Consider the following 24,713-nt stretch of genomic DNA (forward strand, 5'->3'; position numbering starts at 1 on the left):
GTTCAAGGTGAGTGGGTGGGTTAGGTCAGAAGTCGGCCAGCACTTGCACCTGGATATCTGCAGGTGCTGGCCGACTGCTGAATTTCTGGCTAGGCCCGTTGACCCGGTCGGTCATGGTTTGTGTGCCCGGGGCGGCACCATAGAGCGCCCGGTGCTTCAGGCTCTGGATCTGTTTCAGCTCGTCGCCGATACGGATGAACAGCAGGGCTTCTTCCTGGCTGATCTGCATCTCGCGGCCGTCGATTTTCAGTTTGATGGTCATGGCGTTTTCCTCTTTGTGAGTGGTGCCTTCCCCCAGCACCTCATACGAGTTACGCCTCGAGCTGGTTGGTCTCCTCGTAGGTCATCTGCACCACGGTACGGTTGTCGATGGCGCCGGTAACGGGCGCTCCAGGCATAGCGATAGCCCGCTTGATCATGTCCTCGAATGCCTCGCTGTTCTGCTTGAGCGTCTCGCTCAGTGGCTCGATGTCCTCCAGGGTATGCCCGAGAGTTGGGAAGATCGTCAGGTGCAATTTGCTCATGGTCTTACTCCGTGTCGTATAAGGCGGAACGCTGGCGTGCCGCTTGTTGGCGAAAGATCTGCTCGACGTGCTTGCCCACGGCCCGGCCGATGGCTTGTTCGTCCATGCCCGGGGCAGGGTTCACAGTGATGGATATCTGTGGTGCGAATGGGGCCGGGGTGGCCTTCTGTGCTGCCCGCGCCGTGATCGGTGGGCGTGTGTCCATTTGGGCAGTCTCGGTGGCCATCACTGGTGCTGCGATCCCTGTGCCGATGGTCAGTGCGCCCGCTGCTGTCAGGTGTTTGGTGGTGGCCTGCATCTGCGCCAGTACACCGCGCTGGCCATCCGACAAGCCATTGCGGAGGCCTTCCATGGTGTAGCCGCCCAGCTCAGCAAAGACACGGCTGGGGGAGTGGATGCCGAGCAGGTTTTTGAACTTGTTCACGATGCTGTTGGCCATGTCGCCGATCATGGCCGCGGCATTGGGGAAGGCGTTCTTGAAGCCTTCAATCAACCCCTGAACGATGGCAGCGCCGGCATCTGTGAACTTGCGTGGTACATCCATACCCAGCCAGTTCAATAGGTCGGCGATCACCGTCCAGAACAGGCCGAGTGGATTCCAATCCAGAATCACGCGCGACACCCGGCCCAGGAAGTTCATGGTGTCGGCGAAGATCTGCCCCCATGTCTGGCCAAAGAAGGCTTTGATTGGCTCCCAGTTGGCGTAAACAAGGTAGGCAACGCCTGCCAGGGCAGTGATTGCAGCGATAACGGCCAGTACAGGCCAGGTGACGGCTCCAGCGGCAACGGCCAGCACTGTGAGGCCGTAGCGCACTAGAGCAATGGGGCCGAGGATGCTGGCGAGCATCATGGTCAGTGCTCCACCGGCTGCCATCAGCAGGCCCAGGCCGGCCACGACCTTCAGAATCTGCTGAGCAAGTACAGGGTTTTCATTGATCCAGGCGCCAATGCTGCGAATCACGCCGGTAACGGTCTGGATGAAGTCGCGCAACGGGCCTTCGTTTGTATCGGTGATGCTGTTGCCAACCTCTTCCCAGGCGCTGCGTAGACCCTTGAGGTCACCATCAATGTTGTCGGCGATGACCTGAGCCATACGGGCGTTTTCGCCCTGCAGGTTGGACAGTTGATCTAGAAGCTTGTCCAGTCCACCTTCACTCATCTGGCTTACCAGCTCACCAGTGCCAGAGCCAGCTTCCTGGCCGAATAGTGCTTGCAGCATGCCCTTGCGCTCGACGTTGCCGAGCTTGCGTGTGGCGTTGTTGATATCCCGAAGAATTTCCGGCCAGTCGCGCATGCCACCGCTAGCATTGGTGACTTGCAAGCCGAGTTTTTCAATGACCTTTGCAGCTTCCTTGCTGGGCTTTGTGATTCTGGCGTTCATGGCTCGCATGGTGGTGCCTGCCATGCTTCCTTGGATACCAATGTTGCCCAAGAGGCCAGCCATGGCCGCCGCTTGCTCCAGGGTCATGCCAAGGTCTTCAGCGCCGCCCATGTACTTCATGGTTTCGCCCAGCATTTCGAGATTGACGTTGGCTCGTGCGGCGGTACCGGAAAGCACATCGGCTACGCGGGTGATATTGCCTTCTACCTCGGGGTCGATTTTGAAGGCGCTGCTGATGTTTGAGGCAATGTCCGCTGTGCGGGCCAGCTCAGTGTTGTTGGCCAGGGCAAGATTGAGAATATCGCCCATGGAGGCCAGTATCGCTTCCGGGCTGAAGCCGGCACGTGCCAGGAAGGTTTGCCCTGCACCTACCTCGGTCGAGCTGAATGCAGTCGAGGCGCCTTTCTCGCGTGCTTGGGCTTTCAGTGCCTTGAAGCGCTCGTCATCTTTCTCCAGGCGGGTGATGGCCTGAAGCTCGCTCATCTGGGCGCCGTAGGCGATCCCAGGTGCAAGCAGGCGCGCCCCGGCATAAAGAATGCCGCTACCAGATGCCAGGCCACCGGCCCCCACGCCGGCCATGCTGCCAGCCAGAGCCTGGGTACGCTGATACTGTTGTTTGGCTTTGCCCAGGCGCTCTTGAACGCGAGCGATGGCGGCAAGCCTGTCTCTCTGCGTTTTCATCTTTTGGTTTACGGCGTCGATTTCACTACCAAGGGTCTTTTCTCGATCCTTCAGTGTTGCCGTGCTGATGCCGGCCTCTTTGAACTTGGCAATCGTTTTTTGCAGCTCGGTTCGTTGGCCTTGATGCTTGCGTGACAACTGATCAACCGCCTGAGAGGCGTTCAGGAAGCTTTTCTGGAATGCAGCACTGGGCGCAGCCATACCTTTCAATTGTTCACGCATTTCGCGTAGGCGTTGCTGTGCTTTGTTCAGTGCTTCCGAGCTTTCCCGAACGGCGCTGTGCTGCTTCTTGTAGCTGCTGATATCGCTCTGCAGATTGTTGAGTGCTTTCAACTGATCGCGGCTGGCCTGGAGCTGCTTTGTAAGCTTGCCGCTCCCCTGCACAAGCGCACGAATAGGCTTGGTGGCCTTGTCGATTGCCTGCAGTCGCACTTCAAGTTTCAGGTCACGTGCCATTGTCTGTTCCAGAGCGCTTACGAGCTTGCTCGCGCCATTGCATCAGCTCGGGGAGGGGCATCGGATCCATTTCCGATGGCCCCCAGTGAAAAATCACGGCGATATCCGCCATGACGTCCTCTACACGTCGAGGGAGTCCGGCTCCACTTCCGTCGGCACCAAAAAACCGGCTACCTCGACCCCCAGTTTCACCAGGTCACAGGGCGCCAGGCTCGATACTTCTTGCTCTACCAGGGTAGGGATGGTGATGCGCGGCAACAGCTTACGCAGGGCATCTACCTCCATACGCAGCAGGTCGGTAAGGGCAATGCCGCGCAGCTCACCGGACTTGGGGTGGCGGACTTCGATCTGACTGATGGATTGCTCGCCACGGATGATCGGCGTGCTCAGGGTGACGATGCTCTGTTTGGTAATCATTGGGCGTTCCTACGTTGCTTGTGTGGTTGACTGGTTGCGGGCTGCCAGGCGTTCGGCGATATAAAGGTCTATTTCAGCCTCGAGCCAGGCAACGCTGTTCACGCCGATCTGCACCGGCGCGGGGAAGGTGCCCTCGCGGATAGCCGCGTAGATTGCAGCGCGACTTTTTCCGGTTTTGAGCTCCACCTCGCGGCGGCGCAGCAGGCGGTTGCCTACGGGGATGCTCTGCAACGGGTGAAAAGGGGGCAGGGCTGGCCGGCTCATGCGTGTTGCTCCCGGTTCTGTATCCGGCTCTGGATCCAGGCCAATATTTCGCTGCGGACGAACGCCACCGGGGCATTGCGTGCGCTGCTGTCAGTGAGCTTGACCGGTTGCGGAAAGGTCGGGTCGCGCTTGATCAGCTTGTAAACGGTCGGGCGCGCCAGGCCGGTTAGTTGCAGTAGTTCGTGCATACGCACCAGAGCTACAGGCTCTTTTGAGAGAGACGTGGCCCGTGTCATGACCCAGCACCCTCCGTGCCGCAATCCTGACCTTCCAGGCGCGGAGCCTCTGGCTCAAGAGGCATGTTCAAGGCGAGGCGTACGATGTTCCGTAGAGCACTTTGCGCATAGGGCAGTGCGACATCTGGATTCGGCTGGCTCGATGGACTTAAACGGTGAGTAATTTCCTCGAGACCAATAAACGACGCGCCACAGACCGGGTTCTTGCAATAGAGGTAGGTCGTTGCCAGTAGCAGATGCTTCTTCTTGGTGTCTCGTTTGATAATTCGCGCCCCGCAGTCTGGGCAGCGCTGCATGAATACATTTGGGTCTTTGGCAGTCATGTGGTCTGTGCCTCGTACAGTAGACGACTTAAGCCTGCCCAAGCCCTCCAAGGAACGAAACGAAGTGCTGTCGTAGCGCGCCCCGTTCAGACGCCAAGTCGCTTCACTTACCTGGAGCCCTGGCAGAGCAGCCATCACGGCTGCCCCTGCAGGTGGTGTTGCAACCAGGCACGCACGTCCTCCTGGCGATAGCGCACCAGGCGGCCGACTTTCACATAGGGGAGTGTTTGCCGACCTGTGCTGCGCCAAGTGGCGAGAGTGCGCACGGACACACCAAGAGCCTGTGCCGTTTTAAGTGGTGGCCAAAGGTCAGCGCCGTGCGCCGTAGGGTGCTCTGTGGTCATTCTTCATCTCCGTGATGCGCTGTAGGTTCACGGAGCGAAGAATGCCGAGAGAGGGGCGGGATGTGCGGTTATTGGAAAATGGAAAATTCCATTTCGTGTCAGTCCATGGCTTTCAGGGCTTTCCCCAGTGCTTCCTGAAAGCCTCGTTTCCCATATCCATGGCCGTCGTATTTCAGCTTTCGCGCTGTGTCCTCCAGCGCTTTGGCAATCGCGTTCACGTTTGGCTTGCCTGCTCTTTTCAGGCGGGCTTTGTTGGATGGAAATTCCGCATTCTCATCTAGCCGTTCGGCCAGATCGGCTATCAGGTAAGCGGCGAAAGCTAAGGTTTTTAATGCGCCGGATTCGTTTTCGGGCTCTTCAGGAGCGGCTTGTGGTTGATCGGTTTCGACCTCCATTGATCCTCCACCAGTAAAGGCGCAGCACGCGATAGGGAATGACTGATCTCCGAATGTTGCTGTGCCAAGTAATGATTCGGGATATCGGGCGGTGAGTTTGTTCTGATCCGCAAGAAACTCTGCCAGGTGGCCTATATGAGTTAGCTCCAAGAAGTCGGTCGCAGCAACAGATACCGGCTCTCCTTTTTCACCCAGCCTGTAGCAGGCACCGATTACTTTTCCATCCTTAGCCACTGTTACTCCAATAGGGTAAGGCGTAGCCCGACCTACTGCGTTCTTGAAGCCAAAGTAGTCAAGAATCGGAACAGGCCCATCGTAGAGACAAAATGGTTCGGTCTGAAAACTCTCGAGGAAAGGACCTCCATGGGCGATCTGTGGACTGTCTTCATAGCCAGGAGGCAGAGGCATTAAATTCGTGAACAGTCCTATTTCAGCGCCATCCTTTGGCCAGTAATAGGCTTGGATGCGGTTTTTCAATGCTGCCCTAGTAATGGCTTCTGCTGAATACGATTCACCTGTTTTCCTGTTCAGCCAATCAGCTGCCTCCTCGAAAGTTAGCCAATCCTTAAAGTCGAAGTCACTCATCAATATTCCTCATGAACAGCACCTCAAAGTGGCCAGGGCCAGGCGCTGAACAGCATGCTGGATCTGTCAGGCGTTATATGGTTGTCAAGATACAAAGGGAGATAAGGGGAGACAACCAGAAGCAACCTGCCGCCAGAATGGCAGGCGCAGATAGGCAGGTGAACAGCAGAAAACAGGGGGTGATTTCAGGTTTAGGGGTACGTTTGGGGGTATGTGATCAATATCGAAACGATCAAGGCCTTTTATCACGTGGCCTTGAGTGGCTATGTTCGATTCCAGCAGGGGACGCCATCTTCATCCTCTCCGATCTGGTGTGTTTCTCCGCACTTTCCTCTGCTTCATCACGGCCGGCCTTTACTGGCTTGCCGTATTTCCCCGTGGTCATCCTGCAGCGATCCCGCCGCCATCGGACGTGTTTCAGGCGTCTGATATCGCACTTCTGAATACTTCGTTTCACGCCCGTTGAAAGCCTGCGAGACCTCTGAATCGCGGGTTTGGTTCCTCCAATTTCTATTCGCGCTTCTCTCTGAAATGCCGTGATAGGACGTGCGTCTCCTTATAAGTATTTGTTCCTATACGCTGTTGCAAATCATTATCATCAAGGTCTAGTATTCGGCCACTTTCATCCGGACTGATGAGGCGCAACGTGACCACGGAATTGCCCTACGACTTCATTGCCATAGGCCTGGGGCCTTTCAATCTCGGGCTGGCATGCCTGGCGGAGCCTCTGGGGAGCCGCAGCCTGTTTCTCGACAGAAAGGCCGAATTCAGCTGGCACCCCGGTATGCTGCTGGACGGTACCACGCTACAGAATCCCTTCCTCGCCGATCTGGTCTCGATGGCCGATCCCACCAGTCGTTTCAGCTACCTCAACTACTGCAAGCAGCAAGGCCGCTTGTACAACTACTACATCCGCGAGAACTGGTACCTGTCGCGCCAGGAGTTCGACCGCTACTGCAAGTGGGCGGCGGCTCAGTTGGACAATCTTCGCCATCAGCATGAAGTGCAGGAGGTCTGGTACGACGCTTCGCTGCCTGGCTATGTGCTGGCCGGGGTGCGTGGCGATACCGGCGAAGGTTTCCAGTACAGCTGCCGCAAGCTGGTGATCGGTATCGGCGGTGTGCCGCATATTCCAGCCTGCTGTAGCCCGGGCGATGCCCGCCAGGCGGTGCATACCTCGGCTTATCTGGGCAGCAAGAAGGCACTGCAGCGTTGCCGCAGCATCACGGTGATCGGCAGTGGGCAGAGTGGCGCCGAGGTCTTTCAGGATCTGCTGGAGCAGGCGCCGCAGCATGGCTACCAGTTGAACTGGGTGACCCGTGCGCCGCGGTTCTTCCAGATGGAGAACGCCAAGCTCACCCTCGAGTTGATCACGCCGGACTACGGTCGCTACTTCTACGGCCTTGGCGACGGGGTCAAGCAGCAGATCCTCGATGACCAGCGCAGTATCTACAACGGCATCAATCAATCGCTGATCGAGCGCATCTACCAGACCCTGGACGAGCGTCAGCAGCAGGGCCTTTCCGGTGTCAGGCTGCTGCCCAACCTGGCGTTGCAGCAATGCCGGCGAGACGCTGCCAGCGGGCAGTGGCAACTGGAGTTTCAGCATGCTCAGACGGGCGCGCGTTATGGCCACGCGACCGACGGGCTGGTGTTCGCCACCGGCTATCGCTACCAGCTGCCAAGTTTCATCGAAGGCATTCGCGAGCGGATTCGCTGGGATGCACAAGGGCGTTACGCGCCATCGCCGAACTGGGCGGTGGATCATCAGGATAGTGAGATCTATGTGCAGAACGTGGGCTTGCACAGCCATGGCCTGACCAACCCCGATCTTGGTCTGGCCTGCTGGCGCAATGGTCGCTTGCTCAATGAGCTGACCGGGCGTGATGCGTATCCCTGCGAGGCGCGCACCACCTACCAGGATTTCCAGCCGCCGGCTGACTGCGGCTTCGTCGCGCTCGGGCAGGGGAGCGCCTCTGCATGAACCTGCGCACCACCATTCTGATCATGTCGGGCTTCGGCGTGATCAGCGATTCGATTCTGATCGCCTTCTACCCGCAGTTCTTCGAAACCCGCTACGGCGTGACCAGCCCGGTACACGTGGGGGCCTATATCGCTGCCATCTCGATTGCGGTGATGTGCATGTTGCCGGTCTGGGCGCGGGTGGCCAGGCGCATCGAGACCATGCACCTGCTGCTCTACACCCAGGGCGCGGCGGCGCTGTTCTGCCTGGCCTCGATCTGGGCGCCAAGCGTAGAGAGCTACTGGGTGCTGAGCCTGATGATGTTCATGACCAAGGCCAGCTACCTGCTGATGTTTCCCTACCTGATGCGTCTGGAAGAGCCGCAGAACCACAGCCTGGTGATCGGCCTGCTGTCGGTGGTCATCCATATCGGCGCGATCTTCGGCGCTGCCGTCGGTGGCATGGCGCTGGAGCATTACGGGCCGAGCTTCTGCATTGCCCTGATGGCGGCCGGGGACCTGGCGCAGATGGCGCTGTGCCTCTATCTGATCCGCACGGGCAGGGTGGTCAAGGTACTCAGCCGCGAGGAGAAGAGCGGCCAGGCACCGGTGCCGCGGCGCAGCCCGCAGGCGCTGTCGGCGCTGCTCAAACTGTGCCTGCTGATGTTTCTCTTCGACTTCAGCGCCTACCTGGTGCGGCCGTTCTTCACCCTGTACTGGGAGGCGCGCACGGGGCTGCACGAGCCGCTGCTGACCGGCCTGGTGTTCGCCATTCCCGGCATCGTCGCGTTGCTCGCGCTACTGCTCAAACACCTGGTCGTGCAGCAACCACGCTGGGTCGATCACACCCTGTTCAATCTGCTGCTCGGTGCCTTGGGACTGGCACTGCAGGCCAGCGAGTCGCTGGAGCTGATCATCATTGGCCGCTGCCTGTATGGCTGGGCGCTGTATCAGGTGATCGTCAAGCTCGAGGTCACCCTGTTCAAGGTCAGCACGCCAGATGCCTATGCCCGCGACTTTGGCGTCACCAACTTCTTCCAGAACCTCGGCGTGCTGTTGTCTTCGTTCGGCGCCGGGTTCCTGGTCAATCTGGTTGGTATTCCGCTGACCTTCATCATCGCTGCGGCAGGCCTGCTGCTGACGGCGATCATCGACCGCGGCTGGTTCGGCGTCGACCGCCGGCACGCCGCTCAGGGAGAACTCTGCCATGCCAACTGAAGCCATTGCGCTGAGCCAGCCGCGGGCGCTGCTCGACCCGCATTTCACCTTGCGTCCGCTGCGTCTCGACGAAGACGTTGCGGTGATCCACCCCTGGTACCAGATGGATTACGCCCACTACTGGAACATGCAGGACATGACCCTGGAGGCGACCCGCAACTTCTACGCCGACGCCCTGGGCAGCGGCCATATGCGTGCCTTCATGGGTTTCTACCGTGGCGCGCCGGCCTTCGTCATGGAGTGCTACGACCCCCGGCACGACCCGCTCGGTAAGCGCTATGCGGTGCAGCCTGGTGATCTCGGCATGCACTTTTTCGTCGGCCCGAGCGCTCAGCCGATTCGCCACTTCACCCGTGACGTGCTGCGCGCGGTGATGGCCTTTCTCTTCGACGAACTCGGTGCGCGCCGCGTGGTGGTGGAGCCGGACTTTCGCAATCACAAGGTGCATCGCCTCAATCGCCTGGTCGGCTTCGTCGAGCAAGGGCCCGTGGAGCTGCCCGCCAAGACCGCACTGCTGGCGTTCTGTACGCCCGCCGATTTTTTCCAATCACTTGAAGGATCAAGCCCGCTATGACTTCTCCTCGTCTGGATCATCCCGCCTCGGTCGTCGCCCATCTGACCCCCGAGCTGTGGCACAAGGTTAACCGCCTGTTGGTGCGCAAGGCCATCGCCGAATACGCCCATGAGCAGCTGTTCAGCCCGCAGTTGCTGGGTGCGGCCGAACGCGAAGGCTGGCAGCGCTACGAGCTGGCGGCCGACACCGAGGGCTGCGTGTATCGCTTCGAAGCGCGCACCATGGCCCTGCGTCATTGGCATATCGAGCCGGCCAGCATCGAACGCCTGCTCGATGGCCAGCCGCAGGCGCTCGATGCGCTGACCTTCGTCATCGACTTCAAGCGTACGCTGGGCATTCCGGCGGACAAGCTGCCGGTGTATCTGGATGAAATCAGCAGCACGCTCTACGGCGCCGCCTTCAAGCACGGCGAGCGCGCGCTGAGCAGCGCCGAGCTGGCTGACGCCGACTACCAGACCATCGAGGCTGCGATGATCGAGGGCCACCCAGGCTTCGTCGCCAACAACGGTCGCCTGGGCTTCAACGCCTTCGACTTCCACGCCTACGCACCGGAAACCGGCTCGCGCTTCGCCATCATCTGGCTTGCTGTGCACCGCGACAACGCGCACTTCGCCGCCGTACCTGGGCTGGATCACGAACAATTGCTGCGTGAGGAACTGGGCGAGGCGCAGCTGCAGGCCTACCGCCAGCAATTGCACGAGCAGGGACTGAATGCCGATGACTACCTGCTGATGCCGACCCATCCCTGGCAGTGGTTCAGCAAGCTGAGCCTGATGTTCGCCGCCGACATCGCCCAGCGCAAAATCGTGCCGCTGGGGCGCAGCAGCGACGAGTACGTCGCCCAGCAGTCGCTGCGTACCTACTACAACATGTCGCAGCCGCAGCGCTGCTACGTGAAGACCTCTTTGTCGATCCTCAACATGGGTTTCATGCGCGGCCTGTCGCCGTACTACATGGCCGGCACGCCAGCGATCAACGCCTATCTGGACCAGTTGATCAGCAGCGATCCGGTGCTGCGTGAATACGGTTTCAGCATCCTGCGCGAAGTCGCCTCCGTGGGTTATCGCAACCGCTACTACGAGGCGGCGCTGGAGACCGACAGCCCGTACAAGAAGATGCTGTCAGCGCTGTGGCGGGAGAGCCCCGCTAGCCGCCTGAAAAGCGGCGAACGGCTGATGACCATGGCCGCGCTGTTGCACGTCGACCCACAGGGGCAGGCCCTGCTACCCGAGCTGATCCGCCGTTCCGGGCTGGCGCCGCGGGCCTGGATGCGTCGTTACATGGACGCCTTCCTGCGACCGCTGATGCACTGCTTCTATGCGCACCACCTGGTGTTCATGCCGCATGGCGAGAACCTGATTCTGGTGCTCGACGGCCACGTGCCGGTGCGCGCGATCATGAAGGACATCGCCGAGGAGTCGGCGATTCTCGACAAGGACGCGCAAATGCCGCCGGGCCTGGAGCGGTTGGCCGTGGACGTGCCGGAGGACTACAAGATTCTCGGCATCTTCATCGACGTGTTCGACGGTGTGTTCCGCCATATGAGCCAGATTCTCGAAGAGAACCAGTGCATGAGCGAGACCGAATTCTGGCGCGGTGTCGCCGAGTCGGTGATCGACTATCAGCACGCGCACCCGGAGCTGGCCGAGCGCTTCGCGCGCTACGACTTCTTCGCGCCGAGCTTCCTGCATTCGTGCCTGAACCGCCTGCAACTGAAGAACAACCTGCAGATGGTCGACCTGGCGAACCCGGCGGGCAGCCTGATCATGGCCGAGCCGCTGGCCAACCCGGTCGCACCGTTCGCACCTCGTGTCGAGCACGAGCCAGCGCCGCGGCGTATCGCCGAGCTGCAGCGCTAGCTGCCTGCCCCGTCAGGCGGTGCTTGGCGGGGCAACGACTTCCATGGTCCGGATTGGGCCATAGCCCAAAGCCTGAGGCGTTGGCGCGTCTACGCGGGAGGGATCGGTGCAGGCCGGTTTCAGCTCGCGGCTGCCAGCCAGCCTTGAGTTCGCTGCAAGGAGCCAAGCATGTACAACCCCAGTCGTACCGCTCAGTTTGCCGCCACGCCCTACGATTTTCGCGCCACCGAGCCGCAGCTGCCGATTCATAGCTACTGCGACCCGGCGATCTACGAATGCGAGCAGGAGCTGATCTTCCGCCACTGCGCCAATTACATCGGCCACGAGAAGATGGTGCCCGAGCTGGGCGACTGGTACGCGCTGCCGCACGAGGAGCACAGCCGCATCCTAGTGCGTAACGAACATGGCGTGGAGTTGCTCTCCAACGTGTGCCGTCACCGTCAGGCACTGATGCTCGGCGACTTCAGCCCGGGCAGCGATGCCAGCACCGTGCGCCGTGGCAATCTGCGCGCCACCGGCAATCGCATCATGTGCCCGCTGCACGCCTGGACGTACGACACCAGCGGGCTGATCGTCGGTGCGCCGAAGTTTCCGCAAAAGCCCTGCCGCAACCTGCCGCGCTACCCCCTGAACAACGTTGCCGGCTTTCTCTTCGAGGGGCCGCGTGACCCGGTCGCCGACATCGGCGCGTTGTTCCGCCGCCCGGACATGGACTTCTCCGATTACCAGCTCGACCACGTCGAGATGCACCCGTGCAAGTGCAACTGGAAGACCTTCATCGAGATCTACAACGACGACTACCACATCGTCTCTTTCCATCCCGGCCTGCGCCGCTACGTGCGCAGCGAGGGGCTGCAGTGGGACTACGGCGACTGGTACAGCCTGCAGCGCATCAACGTGAACCCCAACCTGGCGCGTGCCGGCACCGATACCTACCGCGCTTGGCATGAAGGCCTGATGGCCGTGCATGGCGATGCCGCGCCGGATTTCGGTGCGATCTGGGCCAGCTACTACCCGACTCACATGATCGAGGTGTTCCCCCACGCCCTGGTGCTTTCCACCGTTTACCCCAAGGGCGTGCACGAGTGCCTCAACGTCGTCGAGTTCTATTACCCGCAGGCGCTGTGCGAAGGCAATCGCGAGCTGGTCGAGGCGCACCGCGCTGCCTACATGGAAACCGCCATCGAGGACGACGAGATCGCCGAGCGAACCGATGCCGGCCGGCGTGCGCTGTATCAGCGCGGCGTCGATGACAGTGGCCCGTACCAGATACCGCTGGAGGAGGGCATGCAGCACTTCCACGGCTGGTATCGCCAGGTGATGGGTCAGGCCCTGGCTGCCGAGCGCCGCTAAGGCGCGCGTATCGGCCCGACATGGAGGTTGCTGCAATGAGCTGATGTCCCCTTGTGCTGTGCCCACGCCTTATCCAACTCAACCAAGAAAAAGTGTCTGCCCATGAAATCGATGTATCACTCACAACACCCGGCGCGCTTGCGCGCTACCTGCAGCTCTCGCGTACTGGCCATGGCCCTGTGCCTGGCGCCATTGACCTGGCCGGTGGTGGCCGCCGCAGCCGAGGAAGAAGGCGAGGCGGTGGTGCTGCAGCCGGTCAGCGTTACCGGCGTCAACCAGGCGCCGCCGGTCGTCACCGAGCAGAGCGACTCCTACACCCTGGGTCGCAGCGGCACGGCGACCAAGCTCGACCTGACGCCGCGGCAAACGCCGCAAACCATCACCAGCGTGAACCGTCAGCAACTCGATGACTTCAAGCTCGGCAGCGCCAACGATGCCCTGCAGGCGGCGGGCATCGGCGTGCAGCGGGTCGAGACCGATCGCACCTACTTCACCGCGCGTGGCCTGGACGTGAACAACTTCCAGATCGATGGCATCGGTGTGCCGTTCTCTTCTGAAGAGCAGATGGGCGACATCGATACCTTCCTCTACGACCGTATCGAGATTCTCAAGGGTGCCAACGGCCTGACCTCCAACCCCGGCAACCCATCGGCGACGATCAACTTCGTGCGCAAGCGCCCGACCCGCGAAACCCAGGCGCAGCTGGGCTTCAGTTATGGCTCCTGGCAGACCCGACGCCTGGAGGCCGATGTGTCCGGTTCGCTCAACGACAGCGGCACGCTGCGCGGGCGCGCCCTGGTCGCCGGGCAGGAGGGCAACTCCTACCTGGATCGCTACCAGCCGAGCAAGACGCTGTTCTCCGGCATTCTGGAGGCCGACCTGACCGACAGCAGCACCGCGACCATCGGCTACTCCAAACAGCGCAACCGCCCGGAAGGTATCATGTGGAGCGCGCTCTCGCTGTACTACACCAACGGCTCCAAGGTGCATTACGACCGTTCGCACAGTACCGCGCCGGACTGGAGCTACTGGGATACCGATGACGAACAGACCTTCGCCGAGCTGAGAACCGACTGGGGTGGCGGCTGGCAGACCCAGGTGACCCTCAACTACCGCGAGATCGGCTCCGACGCCGAAATGCTCATGGCCGGCGGCGTGCCGGATGCAAGCACCGGACTGGGACTGACCACCTATGCGTCGAAGTTCGACCGTACCGAGCGCCAGCTGCTGGGCGATGCCTCGGTCAAGGGGCCGTTCGAGCTGTTCGGTCGTACCCATGAGGTGGTGCTGGGCAGCAACTGGTCGCGCACCCGCGCGCACTGGACCTCCAGCGACGATGCTGCGGGGGTGGCGCTGCCACCGGTATGGGATTACGACGGCAACTATCCGCGCCCGGATTTCGCCAGTGTCACCAGCTGGGCCGACTACACCACCTACCGCCGCAGCTATTACGCGGCTGGGCATTTCGCCCTGAGCGACCAGCTCAAGCTGATTACCGGGGTCAACCACAGCAACCTCAAGAGCAGCGGCGAACGTGTCGGTGAAGGCCATCAGTACGACAAGAGCAAGTCCACGCCCTATGTCGGCCTGACCTACGACCTCAACGACAACTACTCGCTGTATACCAGCTACACCGAGATCTTCAGCCCGCAGCACCAAGTCGATCGCAACCATGCCTTGCTCGAGCCGATTGAGGGCAACAACATTGAGGGCGGAATCAAGGGCGAGTGGTTCGACCGCCGCCTCAATGCCAGCTTCGCCCTGTTCCGTACCAAGCAGGACAACACCCCAGAGTACGCCGGCTTCGATAGCGTTGAGGGTTTCTCCTATTACCAGGGCGTGGACACCAAGGTCGAAGGCTATGAAATGACCCTGGTCGGGCAACTGACGCCAGGCTGGGAAGCCAGTGCCGGCCTGACTCATCTGTTCTCGATTCGCGATGGTGACGGCAGCAGCACGCGCACCTTCATTCCGCAGAACACCCTTTACCTGGCCACCACCTATCAGGTGCCGCAGGTACAGGGCTTGAAGGTGGGCGGCAGCGTCAACTGGCAGAGCGAGATCTTCCGTGAGCAGGGCACTTCGACCACCGGCGAGATCATCGTCAGTCGTCAGGGCTCCTACGCCGTGGTCAATGCGCTGGCCAGCTACGACATCGACCCGCACTTCAATGTCTCGCTCAACGTCAACAACCTGTTCGACCGCAAGTACCTGACCAGCCTGTACTGGGCGCAGTCCTACTATGCGCCGTCGCGCAATGCGATGCTGAGTCTGAGCTGGAAGTACTGATCCCGCCCCCAGCCCCGCCTGATCACAGGTGGGGCTTTCTATTGCGCCGGCAGTTTCAGCAGCGCTTCGCTGATCGCTTCGGCCAGATACTCAACGCTGAACACGCCGCCATGAGTCCAGGTCGAACGCATGCTGGTCAGGCGCTGCTGGCGCACGAACGGCATGGCCTGCCACAGGCGGGTGGTGAACAGGCGCTCCTGCTGGGCGAAGGGCTCGATATAGATCACCACGCCATCCTCGATCGTGCCGAGCTGGGTGACCGGCGCCTGGATATTGCCCCAGCGGCTGACTGGCACTGCTTGTGCCGGCTGCAGGCCGAGCAAGGACATGGCGTGCTGCGGCAGTGAATTGGGGCCGAAGATGTACACCTGGGTGGCCGATGCGAAACGGATAAGAGTGACCTTGGGCAACTCACCGCCGAAGTGTTCCAGCAGGTGTTGGCGCAACTCGTCGATGCGCTGTTCCATCTGCTGCAGGCGCTCGTGCGCCAGATCACTGCGCTGCAGGCGTGCGGCCAGGTCCAGGTAGTTGTCGCGCTGCAGTTGCAGGTTGTCCTGCTGCTGGGTGAAGTCACCGTAGCTGAGCACCGGCGCAATGCGCTCCAGCGGTTGGCGCATGTCCTCCAGCAGGGGCGTGATCAGGATCAGCTCGGGGTGCAGCTGTGCCAGCCGCTCCAGGTTCGGTTCGGTACGACTGCCGGCGTTGAGCACCTCGGCGGGTAGCGTCGGATGCACCACCCACTCGCGGTAATCCGCGGCGTCGGCCACGGTGAGCGGGGTGATGCCCAGTTGCAGCAGGTGCTCGGCAGGCTCCCAGCTCAGCGCGGCAATACGTGGTTCGGCCGGCTCGGCCATTGGCAGCCAGCAGAACAGAGGCAGGCAAAGCAGCATCGTGCAGCGCTTCATGCCAGGCGCCTGCGCAGCAACAAGAAGATGAAGTAGCTGCCGCAGAGGATCGAGGCGACGATGCCCAGCGGGATCTGCAGGGGAAAGATCAGGTTGCGGCCGATGAGGTCGGCCAGCAGCATCAGCAGGCAGCCAAGTAGCGCCGCCAGCGGCAGTTGCTGCTGGATGCGCCGAGCACCGAGGGTGACGGCCATGTGCGGAGCGAGCAGACCGAGAAAGCTCACCGGGCCGACCAGGCTGGTCACCAGGGCGCAGAGCAGCGACACCAGCAACAGCAGGACCAAGCGCGTTGCCGGTACATCCAGGCCGCGTCCATGGGCGATGCCGTCGCCTGCCGAGAGCAGATCCAGCGCGCGTTGCCAGAACAGGCTGAGGCCGATCAGCAGGCTTACCCCCGAACCCAGCGCGATGGCTTGCAGGCCGCTGACCCTATAGGTTGAACCGGCTAGCCAGCCGAGCAAGGCCAGGGAATCCGAAGAGCCCTGACTGAGGGCCAATTGCAGAGCGGTATTGAGCAGAGCCGCCAGGGCCATGCCGACCAGTACCATGAGCGCTGGCGAGTACTTCTGTTTGCGCCCTAGCAGCAATAACGTCGCCAGCACCAGCAGGCAGCCGATGAAGGCGGCAATCGGTGCCAGCAGCCAGAACAGCGTTTGACCGAACAGCAGCAGACTGATCATCACCGCCAGTGCAGCACCGGCGCTGAGGCCGAGAATGTCGGGGCTGGCCAGCGGATTGTGCAGCAGGCGTTGCAGCAGCACACCGGCAACGGCCAGCCCAGTGCCAGCGGCTGCCGCACTGAGCAGTCGCGGCCAACGCAGCGACCACAGGACGTCCGCTGGCCAGGCCAGTTGCCAACCCTGTGGCGCGTATTGCAGGCACAGGCCAAACAGCGCGGTGAGCACCGTGGCCAACGTCAGCAACCACCATGTACGAACCTTGCAGCTGTCGCTGCCTCGGGGCAGGGCCAGCGCTTGCCGATCTTGCGCAGCACCCTGGCGACGGGCAAGCCAGAGCAGGGCTGGCGCGCCGATCAGGGCGGCGACGGCGCCCGTTGGTATCTGCTCACTCAACCAGTGGCTGAGTAGCAGCGCCACGGCATCGCTGGCCAACAGCACCAACATGCCCAGCAGTACGCTGTAGACCAGCTCGTCACGGGCCGTGCGGGCGCCACACAGACGCGCCAGGTTGGGCGCCACCAGGCCGATGAAGCCGATCAGACCCACGGCGGTAATGGCTGCAGCGGTCATCCACAACGAGGCAAGAAACAGCATCAGCAGCGCCGGCCACAGGTTCAGCCCGCGCCCTCGAGCGGCGGTGCCGCCCAGCTTGAGCAAGGTCAGCACGCGCGGGGCGAGCCACAGGAGCAGCAGCCCCGGCAACAACTTGGGCCAGAGCCAATGAACCCAGGACCAGTCGATCTGACCCATGTCGCCTGCGCCCCAGATGAACAGGCCGCGTGTCTGTTGCTGGTTGAGTATCAGCACAGCGATGGCCAGTGCGCCCAGTAGCAGGTTCATCGCCATGCCGGCGAGTATCACTGGCAAGCCGGCGATACCGTCGCGTCCGGCAATCAGCAACACCAGCCCGACGCTCAGCAGTGCGCCGGCCAGCGCCGCCCAATGTCCATATTCGGCAGCAAAAATAGGGAGGACCAGGCTGGCGGCCAGCAAGCCGAGCCAGGCGCCGGAGGCAGCGCCGAGGGTCATGGGTGATACCAGGCGGTTCTGCGTCAGTTGTTGCAACAGGCTGCCGGATAGCCCCAGTGCCGCGCCCACCAGTAGCGTCATCACCAGGCGCGGCAGGCTGGCCAGGTGAAATTGCAGAGCGGCGAAGCTGTCGCCTTCGGGGACAGTCAGCGTCCAGTGGTCCAGGCTGATATTGAGGTGCAGCAAGGCGATGATCAGCAGACCGAGCAACGCCAGTCCGTAGCGGCAAGCGCCTGCTTTCAGTGGGCGCCAACTGTCGACCAGGCTCGGTGCGCTATGCATCTCAGCCAAACCCGGGCGACCCGTTGATTCGAAGTGGATTGTGCGTTGCGTAGCACGCGCACATCAGCAGACCAGCTCCTCGCGAAAGCGCTGCAAGCGTTCGGCAGGCTTCAATCTCGGGCAGCCGGCACAGGGCTCGCCTTCGGCGCGGCGAAAATGCTGGCAGCAGGCGTTGCGTCCCAGCGCCAGGCACTGGCTGCCATCTTCGAGACTTACCTCGATCAGTGGACTCTTGCCAGGGAAGCCCAGCGCCTGCAGCCAGCGGTCTTCCAGCTCGCGCAGCTGGCCATTGCTCATGCCCTGGTGGCGTTGCAGCAAAAGCAATGCAGCACGGGCGCAGTCGGCAATCAGCAGGCGCGCCAGCTTGGGGTAGATGTTGGAGACACCGTTGAACTCCTCCAGCTGACGTTCCAGCAGGTTCATCAGTCGCTCAGCGGCGTTCTCGACAAGATTTCTGTCACCGCTACGCAGTGGGCAATCGGGCGGCAGGTTGAAGCCTCCGACGAAGCCCTGTCGGATCGATTGCCCCATGCGTTTCAGGCAGGGTACGCGGTGTTCCAGGTGAGCGGCCAACAGGCTGAGGTAAATGGGTTGCCAGATCAACAAGGTCCAGCAACGGGTGGACCAGTAGTGTCGCCCGGCCTCGGGGTGGGCTTGCTGCCAATACTCGTGCAGCGCGGCGATGCGCTCCTGATTGCCTTGGCCGCCACACAGCAACTGGTCGCTGCGTACTGGCGCCACGTTGCCATTCAGGCCTGGCAGGCAGAGGGAGACGGACTTGAGCAGGGCGTCGAGGTCGGTAGCAGGATGCATGGCGATTGAACCCGGAAGCTTCGCGAATAGAACGCGTCGGCAGAAGCGACCGGGGCAATCTAGCAATCAAACGCTAATAATACAAATTATCATTTGCGTGTCTGGGTGTTTCAGCCACAAAAAAGGCCCCCGCGAAGTGGGCCTTGCTATCAAAGCGCCGAGCTTCAGCTGTCCTGACGCTCTTGTGCCATGCATGCGGCGGCGGTGAACAGCACGTCGGTGGAGGAGTTCAGCGCGGTTTCTGCCGAGTCCTGAACGATGCCGATGATGAAACCGATGGCAACGATCTGCATGGCCACCTCGTTGGGGATGCCGAACAAGCTGCAGGCCAGCGGGATCAGCAGCAGCGAGCCGCCCGCCACGCCCGAGGCGCCGCAGGCACTGATCGAGGCCAGCACGCTGAGCAGCAGGGCGGTGGGCAGGTCGACGGGGATTTCCAGCGTGTGCACGGCGGCCAGGGTCAGTACGGTGATGGTGATGGCTGCACCGGCCATGTTGATGGTGGCACCGAGTGGAATGGAGACGGAGTAGGTTTCTTCGTGCAGGTTCAGGTCCTTGCACAGTTGCAGGTTGACCGGGATGTTGGCGGCCGAACTGCGGGTGAAGAAAGCGGTGATCGCACTGCCACGCAGGCAGGTCAGCACCAGCGGGTAGGGATTGCGGCGGATCTTCCAATACACCAGTACCGGGTTCATGACCAGAGCCACCAGCAGCATGCAGCCGACCAGCACTACCAGCAGATGCAGGTAGCCCAGCAGGGCGTCAAAGCCGGATTCGGCCAGGGTTGCGGCGACCAGGCCGAAGATGCCCAGCGGCGCCAGGCGGATCACCAGCTTGACGATGGCAGTAACGCCGTTGGACAGGTCGCCGAGTAGTTGCTTGCTGCTGGCACTGGCATGGCGGAAGGCAAAGCCGAGTCCGATGGCCCAGGCCAGAATGCCGATGAAGTTACCCTTCAACAGAGCATTGACGGGGTTGTCGACCACGTTCATCAGCAGGGTCTTGAGCACCTCGCCAATGCCGCCGGGGGGTGTCAATTCTGCGGCCTGGCTGCTCAGCACCAGCGAAGAGGGGAAGGCGAAGCTGGCCACCACCGCGACCAGTGCGGCGCTGAAGGTGCCGATCAGGTACATCATCAGGATCGGGCGAATATGGGTCTGCTGGCCTTGCTGATGGTTGGCGATGGACGACATCACCAGGATGAGTACCAGCACCGGAGCCACCGCTTTCAGCGCCGAGACGAACACGTTGCCGATGAAGCCAACCGACAGAGCGGTCTGCGGAGCGATGACGGCAAGGGCGATACCTGCGAGCAGGCCGATGATGATCTGCGTCACCAGGCTGGTGCGGTTGAGGAGCTGCAAGACAGGGTGGATGGCTTGGGACATCGCGTGATTCTCTGGTTGCTGAGCACGGTGCAGGTGGCGCCGAGCCTGGATCGAGAGGGCTTCCAGCACCACCTCGGGAGGTGGGCCGAAAAAATAGCGCGCGACTCTAGCACAGCCTCGCCGGGCTTCGGCTCAGGCGCCAGGCAACTGGGCGACAGGGTGCAAGCCGGTGTCGCATCTCGGTAAGCTTCGCGTGCTTGAAATATCGAACGACTGATGCGTATTTTGTACGCTGCGCCGCCATAGAGCGGTATTTGCGTCATTCAAGGACAACAGATAATGAGCACTGCCAGCCGCTGCGACCTGGAAACCCTGCTGCAAGGTATCGACGAGATCGATTGCGTAACCCCCGACCTCAATGGCGTCCCTCGTGGCAAGGTGATGACCGCGGCCGGTTTTCTCGAGGGGCGACGTTTGCAGCTTGCTCGCGGCGTACTGTTGCAATGCATCATGGGTGGCTATCCGCCGGCACGTTTCTACGGCGGTGACGATGGCGATCTGGCGCTCAATGCGGAACGGCGCCAGATCCACCGTCTGTCCTGGAGCGAGTCGCCGCGCGCACTGGCCATCTGCGACGCGGACGAACTGGACGGGCGCAGCTCTGGCCTGTCCACGCGTGGTCTGCTCAAAGGGGTACTCGCGCGTTACGCCGAGCATGGCTGGCAGCCGGTGGTGGCGACTGAACTGGAGTTCTTCGTGTTTGCCGCCAACCCTGATCTGCAGCAGCCATTCCTGCCGCCGGTGGGCTTGGATGGCCGTCGCGAGGACGGCGGCTCGGCGTTCAGTGTCAGTTCTGGCAATGGCCTGCGGCCGTTCTTTGCAGAGGTCTATCGCTGCATGGAGGCGCTGGGGCTACCGCGCGACACCTTCATGCACGAGATGGGTGTCAGCCAGTTCGAGATCAACCTGCTGCATGGTGACGCGTTGCAGTTGGCTGATCAGACCTTCCTGTTCAAGCACCTGCTCAAGGAAGTCGGTTTCAAGCATGGTCTGTCCGTGGTGTGCATGGCCAAGCCGCTGGCGCACACACCGGGCAGTTCCATGCATATTCATCAGAGCGTGGTGGAGCAGGGTAGCGGCCGTAATATCTTCAGTGCTGACAACGGCGAGGCCACGCCAGCTTTTTATCACTTCATTGGCGGTCAACAGGCGGCGATGGCCGATTTTACCCTGCTGTTCGCGCCGCACGTGAATTCCTACCAGCGCCTGTGCCACCCCTATGCATCGCCGAACAATGCCTGCTGGTCGGCCGACAACCGCGCGGCGGGACTGCGTATCCCTGCCAGTGCCCCCGTTGCACGACGCGTGGAAAATCGCCTGCCAGGGGCTGATGCCAACCCTTATCTGGCGCTGGCTGCCAGCCTGGCCGCTGGTCTGCATGGTCTTGAGCGTGAACTGCAACCGAGCGCGCCGATCCAAGGCGAGTTCGAGGTGCCAGAAGAATTGGCGCTACCCTGTACCATGCACGCCGCTATCGAGCGTCTGAAACGCAGCGAGCTGGCCGTAGAACTGTTCGGTGCTGAATTCATCGAAGGTTACATCGCCAGCAAGACCCTGGAGCTGACCAGCTTCTACGATGAAATCACGCCCTGGGAGCGCCGTGTTCTCGCCGCACAGGCCTGACGCCAATCCCGGTTACCGAACAAGGAGCTTTACCCGCCAATGCGACTGATCTGGAAGTCATTCCGCTCGCTGTACTTTGCCACTCTGCTGATGCTGCTCGGCTCAGGTTTGCTGAGTACTTATCTGGCGCTGCGTCTGGCCGATACCGTGGATGGTCTGTGGGTCGGTGCGTTGATGGCGGCCAACTATTTCGGCCTGGTGCTGGGCGGCAAGCTGGGCCATCGGCTGATCGGTCGGGTGGGACACATCCGTGCCTACGTGGCCTGTGCCGGGGTGGTCACCGCAGCCGTGCTTGGCCACGGCCTGGTGGAGTGGCTGCCGCTCTGGCTATTCCTGCGGATGCTGGTGGGTCTGGGCATGATGTGCCAGTACATGGTCATCGAGAGTTGGCTCAACGAGCAGGCTGAAGTCAAACAGCGTGGCCTGGTGTTCAGTGGCTACATGGCGGCCTCCTATCTGGGCCTGATTCTTGGCCAACTGGCTCTGGTCCTGCACCCGACGTTGGGGCTGGAGCTGTTGATGCTGGTGGCTCTGTGCTTCGCACTGTGTCTGGTGCCGGTGGCGCTGACCCGGCGTCTGCACCCGGCACCTTTGCATCCGGCGCCGTTGGAGCTGCGTTTCTTCCTCAAGCGTGTGCCGCTGTCGCTGACCACTATCTCGGTAGCCGGTCTGCTGATCGGCTCGTTCTACGGTCTGGCGCCGCTGTACGCCACGCGGATGGGCTTGTCGACCGAGCAGGTGGGTCTGTTCATGGGTAGCTGCATTCTTGCCGGCTTGTTGGTGCAATGGCCGCTGGGTTGGCTATCCGATCGGCATGATCGCGTGCGCCTGATTCGTGGCTGCTCGGTCTTGCTGCTGCTAGCTGCCTTGCCGCTGGCGGCAATGCCGGAGGTCTTCCTCGGCTTGCTGTTCGGCGTCGGCTTTCTGGTCAGCCTGATGCAATTCAGTCTTTACCCACTGGCAGTGGCCTTGGCCAATGACCATGTCGAGCCCGAGCGCCGCGTGTCCTTGACGGCCATGCTGCTGGTCACCTTCGGTGTGGGGGCGTGTATTGGCCCGCTGCTGGCTGGCGTGCTGATGCGTTTTTACGGCGCCAACATGCTCTATGTGTTCGTCAGCGTTTGCGCGTTGATTCTGGTCTGGCGCATTCGTCCTGAAGTGGTAACCCACTTGCATCAGGTCGACGATGCGCCGCTGCACCATATGGCCATGCCGGGTAACGTCACCAGTTCACCGCTGGTCGCTGCGCTCGACCCGAGGGTCGATGAGCAGACGGTGCAGGAGCAGATGCAGGAGCCTGCCGCCGCTGCGGCAGCGGCGGCTGAAGAGGATCAGCAGAAAACGCAGGCGGACCAGTAGCGGCTGTAGGGCGTCAGAAGGCCCCGTCGCTCTCGGTGCGGCGGGCCTCGCGTTGCAGTTGATAGACGAAGCGCTCGACCTGGCGTTGCTCCAGGCCGGTCATGCGATGAAAACGAGTGCCGACGAAGGTCATGTCGACCTTGTCCTCGTATTGCACGTGACGTAACTCCACAGCGCAGGTCATGTTGCCAAAGGGCAGGTAAGCGGTGAGTCGCTCGTGCACCTGGCCATTGCTCAGTTGCTGGCTGAGATTGCCGGCGAAACGCAGTTTGCAGCCGGTGGCCGAGATGTCCAGCAGATGGCCCGGCAGCGGCTCGCGTAGCTTGTCGCCATTGAGTACAACCTTGACCAGATCGCTTTGCTTCAGTTGTGCGCGAAAGGCGCTGCGGCGCTGGTGATAGATCACCTCAGTGGGCAGCGGCGCCCAGTAGCAGGGTGCTCCCTCGAGCTCGCCGAGCTGCACGTCATGATCACAGGTCCAGGCGACGCGTACTCCGTCGCGAAACGCTTCTATGTTGAAGGTTTCACCCTGCTTGAGAAAACGCTCGCCATCGTTGGGGATGATTTCGTCCAGTGCCACGCGAGCACGGTCTTTATCGATTTCAACAAGGTAGCTTTGGAAGCGCAGGCTGCGCCCCTTGAACTGAATGATCAGGGGATCATGGTTCTGTTGCAGTTGACGCAGGGTGGCAATGATCTCGACGGATGTCTTGAGCACCTTGGGCGGCTGAGGACCGCTCTCGTCGTTGAACGCGCTGGACACAGGACGGAACTCTCCGGTTCATGAGCTATAACGGCACTAGCATACTGGCAGAGTGCCTGCATGTCCCTGTGCTTTTTGTTGGGGGATGGCTCAGGCCTGGCTGAGCGGTCTTTGCTGCGCGATTCTAGCTGCACTACCACGGCTGTCATAGAGGCCGGGTGTCTCTGCGCCGCGCAGAATACCAAGGACGCTGCCGACCGAGGCCTGGTTGGCGCGAATCAAACGCCCATTGCGCAGATTGGCCTCCTGGCAGCGCTGCAGGAGAGCGGACAGTTCTTCACTGCGCCCCAGCAGCTGATTACCTACGGAGGACTTGCTCGCCAGCGCGGTGAGCCCTTCGCGATCTGCACTCAGACCGGCGTTTTGCAGCAGACGGCTGCGCTCGTTGCCGTGCTGTTGAAGCAGGGCAAGCAGAGGTTGTTTTTCGCTGAGCAGGCTGTCGAGGCGCGGTAGGTCGCGTTCGGTGAGGGCCTGGAATTCGCTATCGATCAGCTCAAGCAATTGCTCGGCGGTGCCGATATCGTGGGTGAAGAGGTCAAGCAAGGCTGTGTCGTTCATGGCGGGCTCTTGGGGGTCGGGCGTCCAACACCCCCAGCGCAGCCCTGAGACTAGCGCTGGGATTCGAAGTCGAGCAGTTTCTGGGCGACGCGTTTGCTGTCGACCTGATAGCTGCCATCAGCGATGGCCTGTTTCAACTGGGCCACACGCTCCTTGTTGACGATGGGCTGATCGCGCAGCTTCTCGCCGATTGTTTGCAACTGCTGTGCCTCACGGCTCAGTTGCACCGATTCACCGCTTTTGGTGTTGGTCTGTTCATCAGTACCGGTGACAGGCGCTTTGTTCGGCTGTGCCGACTCATTGCGATTGCCAGCCTGAGTCGCGCCGGTACGCCCCGCATTGGCGGGCGTATTGGCATTGTTCAGCCGGTTGAAGTCGATGACCATGATGCAGAACCTCAGACGATATGGTGGACGCTTGCCATGCTTCTCGGCTGCTGCCAGGAAAACTTT

The 24,713-nt window shown here is 61.4% G+C and carries 25 protein-coding genes; 8 read left to right on the forward strand and 17 right to left on the reverse strand.

What is annotated here, in order from left to right:
- Positions 1-25: 25 nt before the first annotated feature.
- The 10 genes from CXP40_RS14020 to CXP40_RS14065 all read right to left on the reverse strand — a co-directional run bounded on the left by CXP40_RS14020 (position 26) and on the right by CXP40_RS14065 (position 5,606).
- On the reverse strand, positions 26-262 hold the full coding sequence (locus CXP40_RS14020) for a hypothetical protein (RefSeq protein ID WP_106734247.1): 237 nt from the start codon (positions 260-262) through the stop codon (positions 26-28).
- 49 nt (positions 263-311) lie between these two features.
- Positions 312-524 (reverse strand): hypothetical protein, encoded by a 213-nt coding sequence (locus CXP40_RS14025; RefSeq protein ID WP_106734248.1) that lies wholly within the window; start codon positions 522-524, stop codon positions 312-314.
- Positions 525-528: 4 nt separating this feature from the next.
- On the reverse strand, positions 529-3,042 hold the full coding sequence (locus CXP40_RS14030) for a phage tail tape measure protein (protein WP_106734249.1): 2,514 nt from the start codon (positions 3,040-3,042) through the stop codon (positions 529-531).
- The gene (locus CXP40_RS14035; protein ID WP_106734250.1) at positions 3,032-3,154 is read right to left on the reverse strand and encodes a GpE family phage tail protein; all 123 of its coding nucleotides are present in this window, start codon (positions 3,152-3,154) and stop codon (positions 3,032-3,034) included. Before CXP40_RS14035 ends, CXP40_RS14030 begins: the two co-directional genes overlap by 11 nt.
- An 8-nt stretch (positions 3,155-3,162) precedes the next feature.
- Positions 3,163-3,459, reverse strand: coding sequence for a phage tail assembly protein (locus CXP40_RS14040; RefSeq protein ID WP_106734251.1), 297 nt, complete (start codon positions 3,457-3,459; stop codon positions 3,163-3,165).
- Positions 3,460-3,468: 9 nt separating this feature from the next.
- Positions 3,469-3,723, reverse strand: coding sequence for an AlpA family transcriptional regulator (locus CXP40_RS14045; RefSeq protein ID WP_106734252.1), 255 nt, complete (start codon positions 3,721-3,723; stop codon positions 3,469-3,471).
- Complete coding sequence (locus tag CXP40_RS14050; RefSeq protein ID WP_256579444.1) at positions 3,720-3,911, reverse strand: AlpA family transcriptional regulator; 192 nt, start codon at positions 3,909-3,911, stop codon at positions 3,720-3,722. Before CXP40_RS14050 ends, CXP40_RS14045 begins: the two co-directional genes overlap by 4 nt.
- 44 nt (positions 3,912-3,955) lie before the next feature.
- The gene (locus CXP40_RS14055) at positions 3,956-4,282 is read right to left on the reverse strand and encodes an ogr/Delta-like zinc finger family protein (RefSeq protein ID WP_256579445.1); all 327 of its coding nucleotides are present in this window, start codon (positions 4,280-4,282) and stop codon (positions 3,956-3,958) included.
- A gap of 134 nt (positions 4,283-4,416) precedes the next feature.
- The gene (locus CXP40_RS14060) at positions 4,417-4,626 is read right to left on the reverse strand and encodes a helix-turn-helix domain-containing protein (RefSeq protein WP_106734254.1); all 210 of its coding nucleotides are present in this window, start codon (positions 4,624-4,626) and stop codon (positions 4,417-4,419) included.
- A 98-nt stretch (positions 4,627-4,724) separates the two neighbouring features.
- Complete coding sequence (locus tag CXP40_RS14065) at positions 4,725-5,606, reverse strand: hypothetical protein (protein ID WP_106734255.1); 882 nt, start codon at positions 5,604-5,606, stop codon at positions 4,725-4,727.
- Positions 5,607-6,252: 646 nt separating this feature from the next.
- On the opposite strand from CXP40_RS14065, the gene CXP40_RS14070 reads away from it, so the two are divergent.
- The 6 genes from CXP40_RS14070 (at position 6,253) to CXP40_RS14095 (ending at position 14,861) form a co-directional block, all read left to right on the forward strand.
- On the forward strand, positions 6,253-7,590 hold the full coding sequence (locus CXP40_RS14070) for a lysine N(6)-hydroxylase/L-ornithine N(5)-oxygenase family protein (RefSeq protein ID WP_157831688.1): 1,338 nt from the start codon (positions 6,253-6,255) through the stop codon (positions 7,588-7,590).
- The gene (locus tag CXP40_RS14075) at positions 7,587-8,786 is read left to right on the forward strand and encodes a YbfB/YjiJ family MFS transporter (RefSeq protein ID WP_106734257.1); all 1,200 of its coding nucleotides are present in this window, start codon (positions 7,587-7,589) and stop codon (positions 8,784-8,786) included. The genes CXP40_RS14070 and CXP40_RS14075 overlap by 4 nt, the downstream gene beginning before the upstream one ends.
- A complete protein-coding gene (locus CXP40_RS14080; RefSeq protein ID WP_106734258.1) occupies positions 8,776-9,360 on the forward strand; it encodes a GNAT family N-acetyltransferase in 585 nt (194 codons plus the stop codon). The genes CXP40_RS14075 and CXP40_RS14080 overlap by 11 nt, the downstream gene beginning before the upstream one ends.
- A complete protein-coding gene (locus CXP40_RS14085) occupies positions 9,357-11,219 on the forward strand; it encodes an IucA/IucC family siderophore biosynthesis protein (RefSeq protein ID WP_106734259.1) in 1,863 nt (620 codons plus the stop codon). The genes CXP40_RS14080 and CXP40_RS14085 overlap by 4 nt, the downstream gene beginning before the upstream one ends.
- 168 nt (positions 11,220-11,387) lie before the next feature.
- The gene (locus CXP40_RS14090) at positions 11,388-12,572 is read left to right on the forward strand and encodes an aromatic ring-hydroxylating dioxygenase subunit alpha (protein WP_106734260.1); all 1,185 of its coding nucleotides are present in this window, start codon (positions 11,388-11,390) and stop codon (positions 12,570-12,572) included.
- A 102-nt stretch (positions 12,573-12,674) separates the two neighbouring features.
- A complete protein-coding gene (locus CXP40_RS14095) occupies positions 12,675-14,861 on the forward strand; it encodes a TonB-dependent siderophore receptor (protein ID WP_106734261.1) in 2,187 nt (728 codons plus the stop codon).
- A 38-nt stretch (positions 14,862-14,899) separates the two neighbouring features.
- Here the strand turns inward: CXP40_RS14095 and CXP40_RS14100 are convergent, their stop codons facing one another.
- The 4 genes from CXP40_RS14100 to sstT all read right to left on the reverse strand — a co-directional run bounded on the left by CXP40_RS14100 (position 14,900) and on the right by sstT (position 19,958).
- Entirely contained in the window at positions 14,900-15,766 is an 867-nt protein-coding gene (locus tag CXP40_RS14100) for an ABC transporter substrate-binding protein (RefSeq protein WP_256579446.1), read from the reverse strand.
- Positions 15,763-17,757 (reverse strand): Fe(3+)-hydroxamate ABC transporter permease FhuB, encoded by a 1,995-nt coding sequence (gene fhuB, locus CXP40_RS14105; protein ID WP_074681329.1) that lies wholly within the window; start codon positions 17,755-17,757, stop codon positions 15,763-15,765. Before fhuB ends, CXP40_RS14100 begins: the two co-directional genes overlap by 4 nt.
- Before the next feature lie 63 nt (positions 17,758-17,820).
- On the reverse strand, positions 17,821-18,570 hold the full coding sequence (locus tag CXP40_RS14110; protein WP_106734262.1) for a siderophore ferric iron reductase: 750 nt from the start codon (positions 18,568-18,570) through the stop codon (positions 17,821-17,823).
- A gap of 164 nt (positions 18,571-18,734) precedes the next feature.
- The gene (gene sstT, locus CXP40_RS14115; protein WP_106734263.1) at positions 18,735-19,958 is read right to left on the reverse strand and encodes a serine/threonine transporter SstT; all 1,224 of its coding nucleotides are present in this window, start codon (positions 19,956-19,958) and stop codon (positions 18,735-18,737) included.
- Positions 19,959-20,339: 381 nt separating this feature from the next.
- On the opposite strand from sstT, the gene CXP40_RS14125 reads away from it, so the two are divergent.
- Positions 20,340-21,581, forward strand: a complete 1,242-nt coding sequence (locus CXP40_RS14125) for a glutamine synthetase family protein (RefSeq protein ID WP_177429676.1) — start codon at positions 20,340-20,342, stop codon at positions 21,579-21,581.
- Positions 21,582-21,620: 39 nt separating this feature from the next.
- Complete coding sequence (locus CXP40_RS14130) at positions 21,621-22,940, forward strand: MFS transporter (RefSeq protein WP_106734266.1); 1,320 nt, start codon at positions 21,621-21,623, stop codon at positions 22,938-22,940.
- Positions 22,941-22,953: 13 nt separating this feature from the next.
- On the opposite strand, the gene CXP40_RS14135 is transcribed toward CXP40_RS14130, so the two are convergent.
- From CXP40_RS14135 to flgM, 3 genes are all read right to left on the reverse strand, one after another.
- Positions 22,954-23,703, reverse strand: coding sequence for a flagellar brake protein (locus CXP40_RS14135; RefSeq protein WP_106734267.1), 750 nt, complete (start codon positions 23,701-23,703; stop codon positions 22,954-22,956).
- Between the two features lie 90 nt (positions 23,704-23,793).
- On the reverse strand, positions 23,794-24,261 hold the full coding sequence (locus CXP40_RS14140) for a flagella synthesis protein FlgN (protein WP_106734268.1): 468 nt from the start codon (positions 24,259-24,261) through the stop codon (positions 23,794-23,796).
- A gap of 50 nt (positions 24,262-24,311) precedes the next feature.
- Complete coding sequence (gene flgM / locus CXP40_RS14145) at positions 24,312-24,647, reverse strand: flagellar biosynthesis anti-sigma factor FlgM (protein ID WP_003460690.1); 336 nt, start codon at positions 24,645-24,647, stop codon at positions 24,312-24,314.
- Positions 24,648-24,713: the final 66 nt, after the last annotated feature.

The organism is Pseudomonas sp. YY-1 (assembly GCF_002843095.1).
Classification (GTDB): Bacteria; Pseudomonadota; Gammaproteobacteria; order Pseudomonadales; family Pseudomonadaceae; genus Aquipseudomonas; species Aquipseudomonas sediminis_A.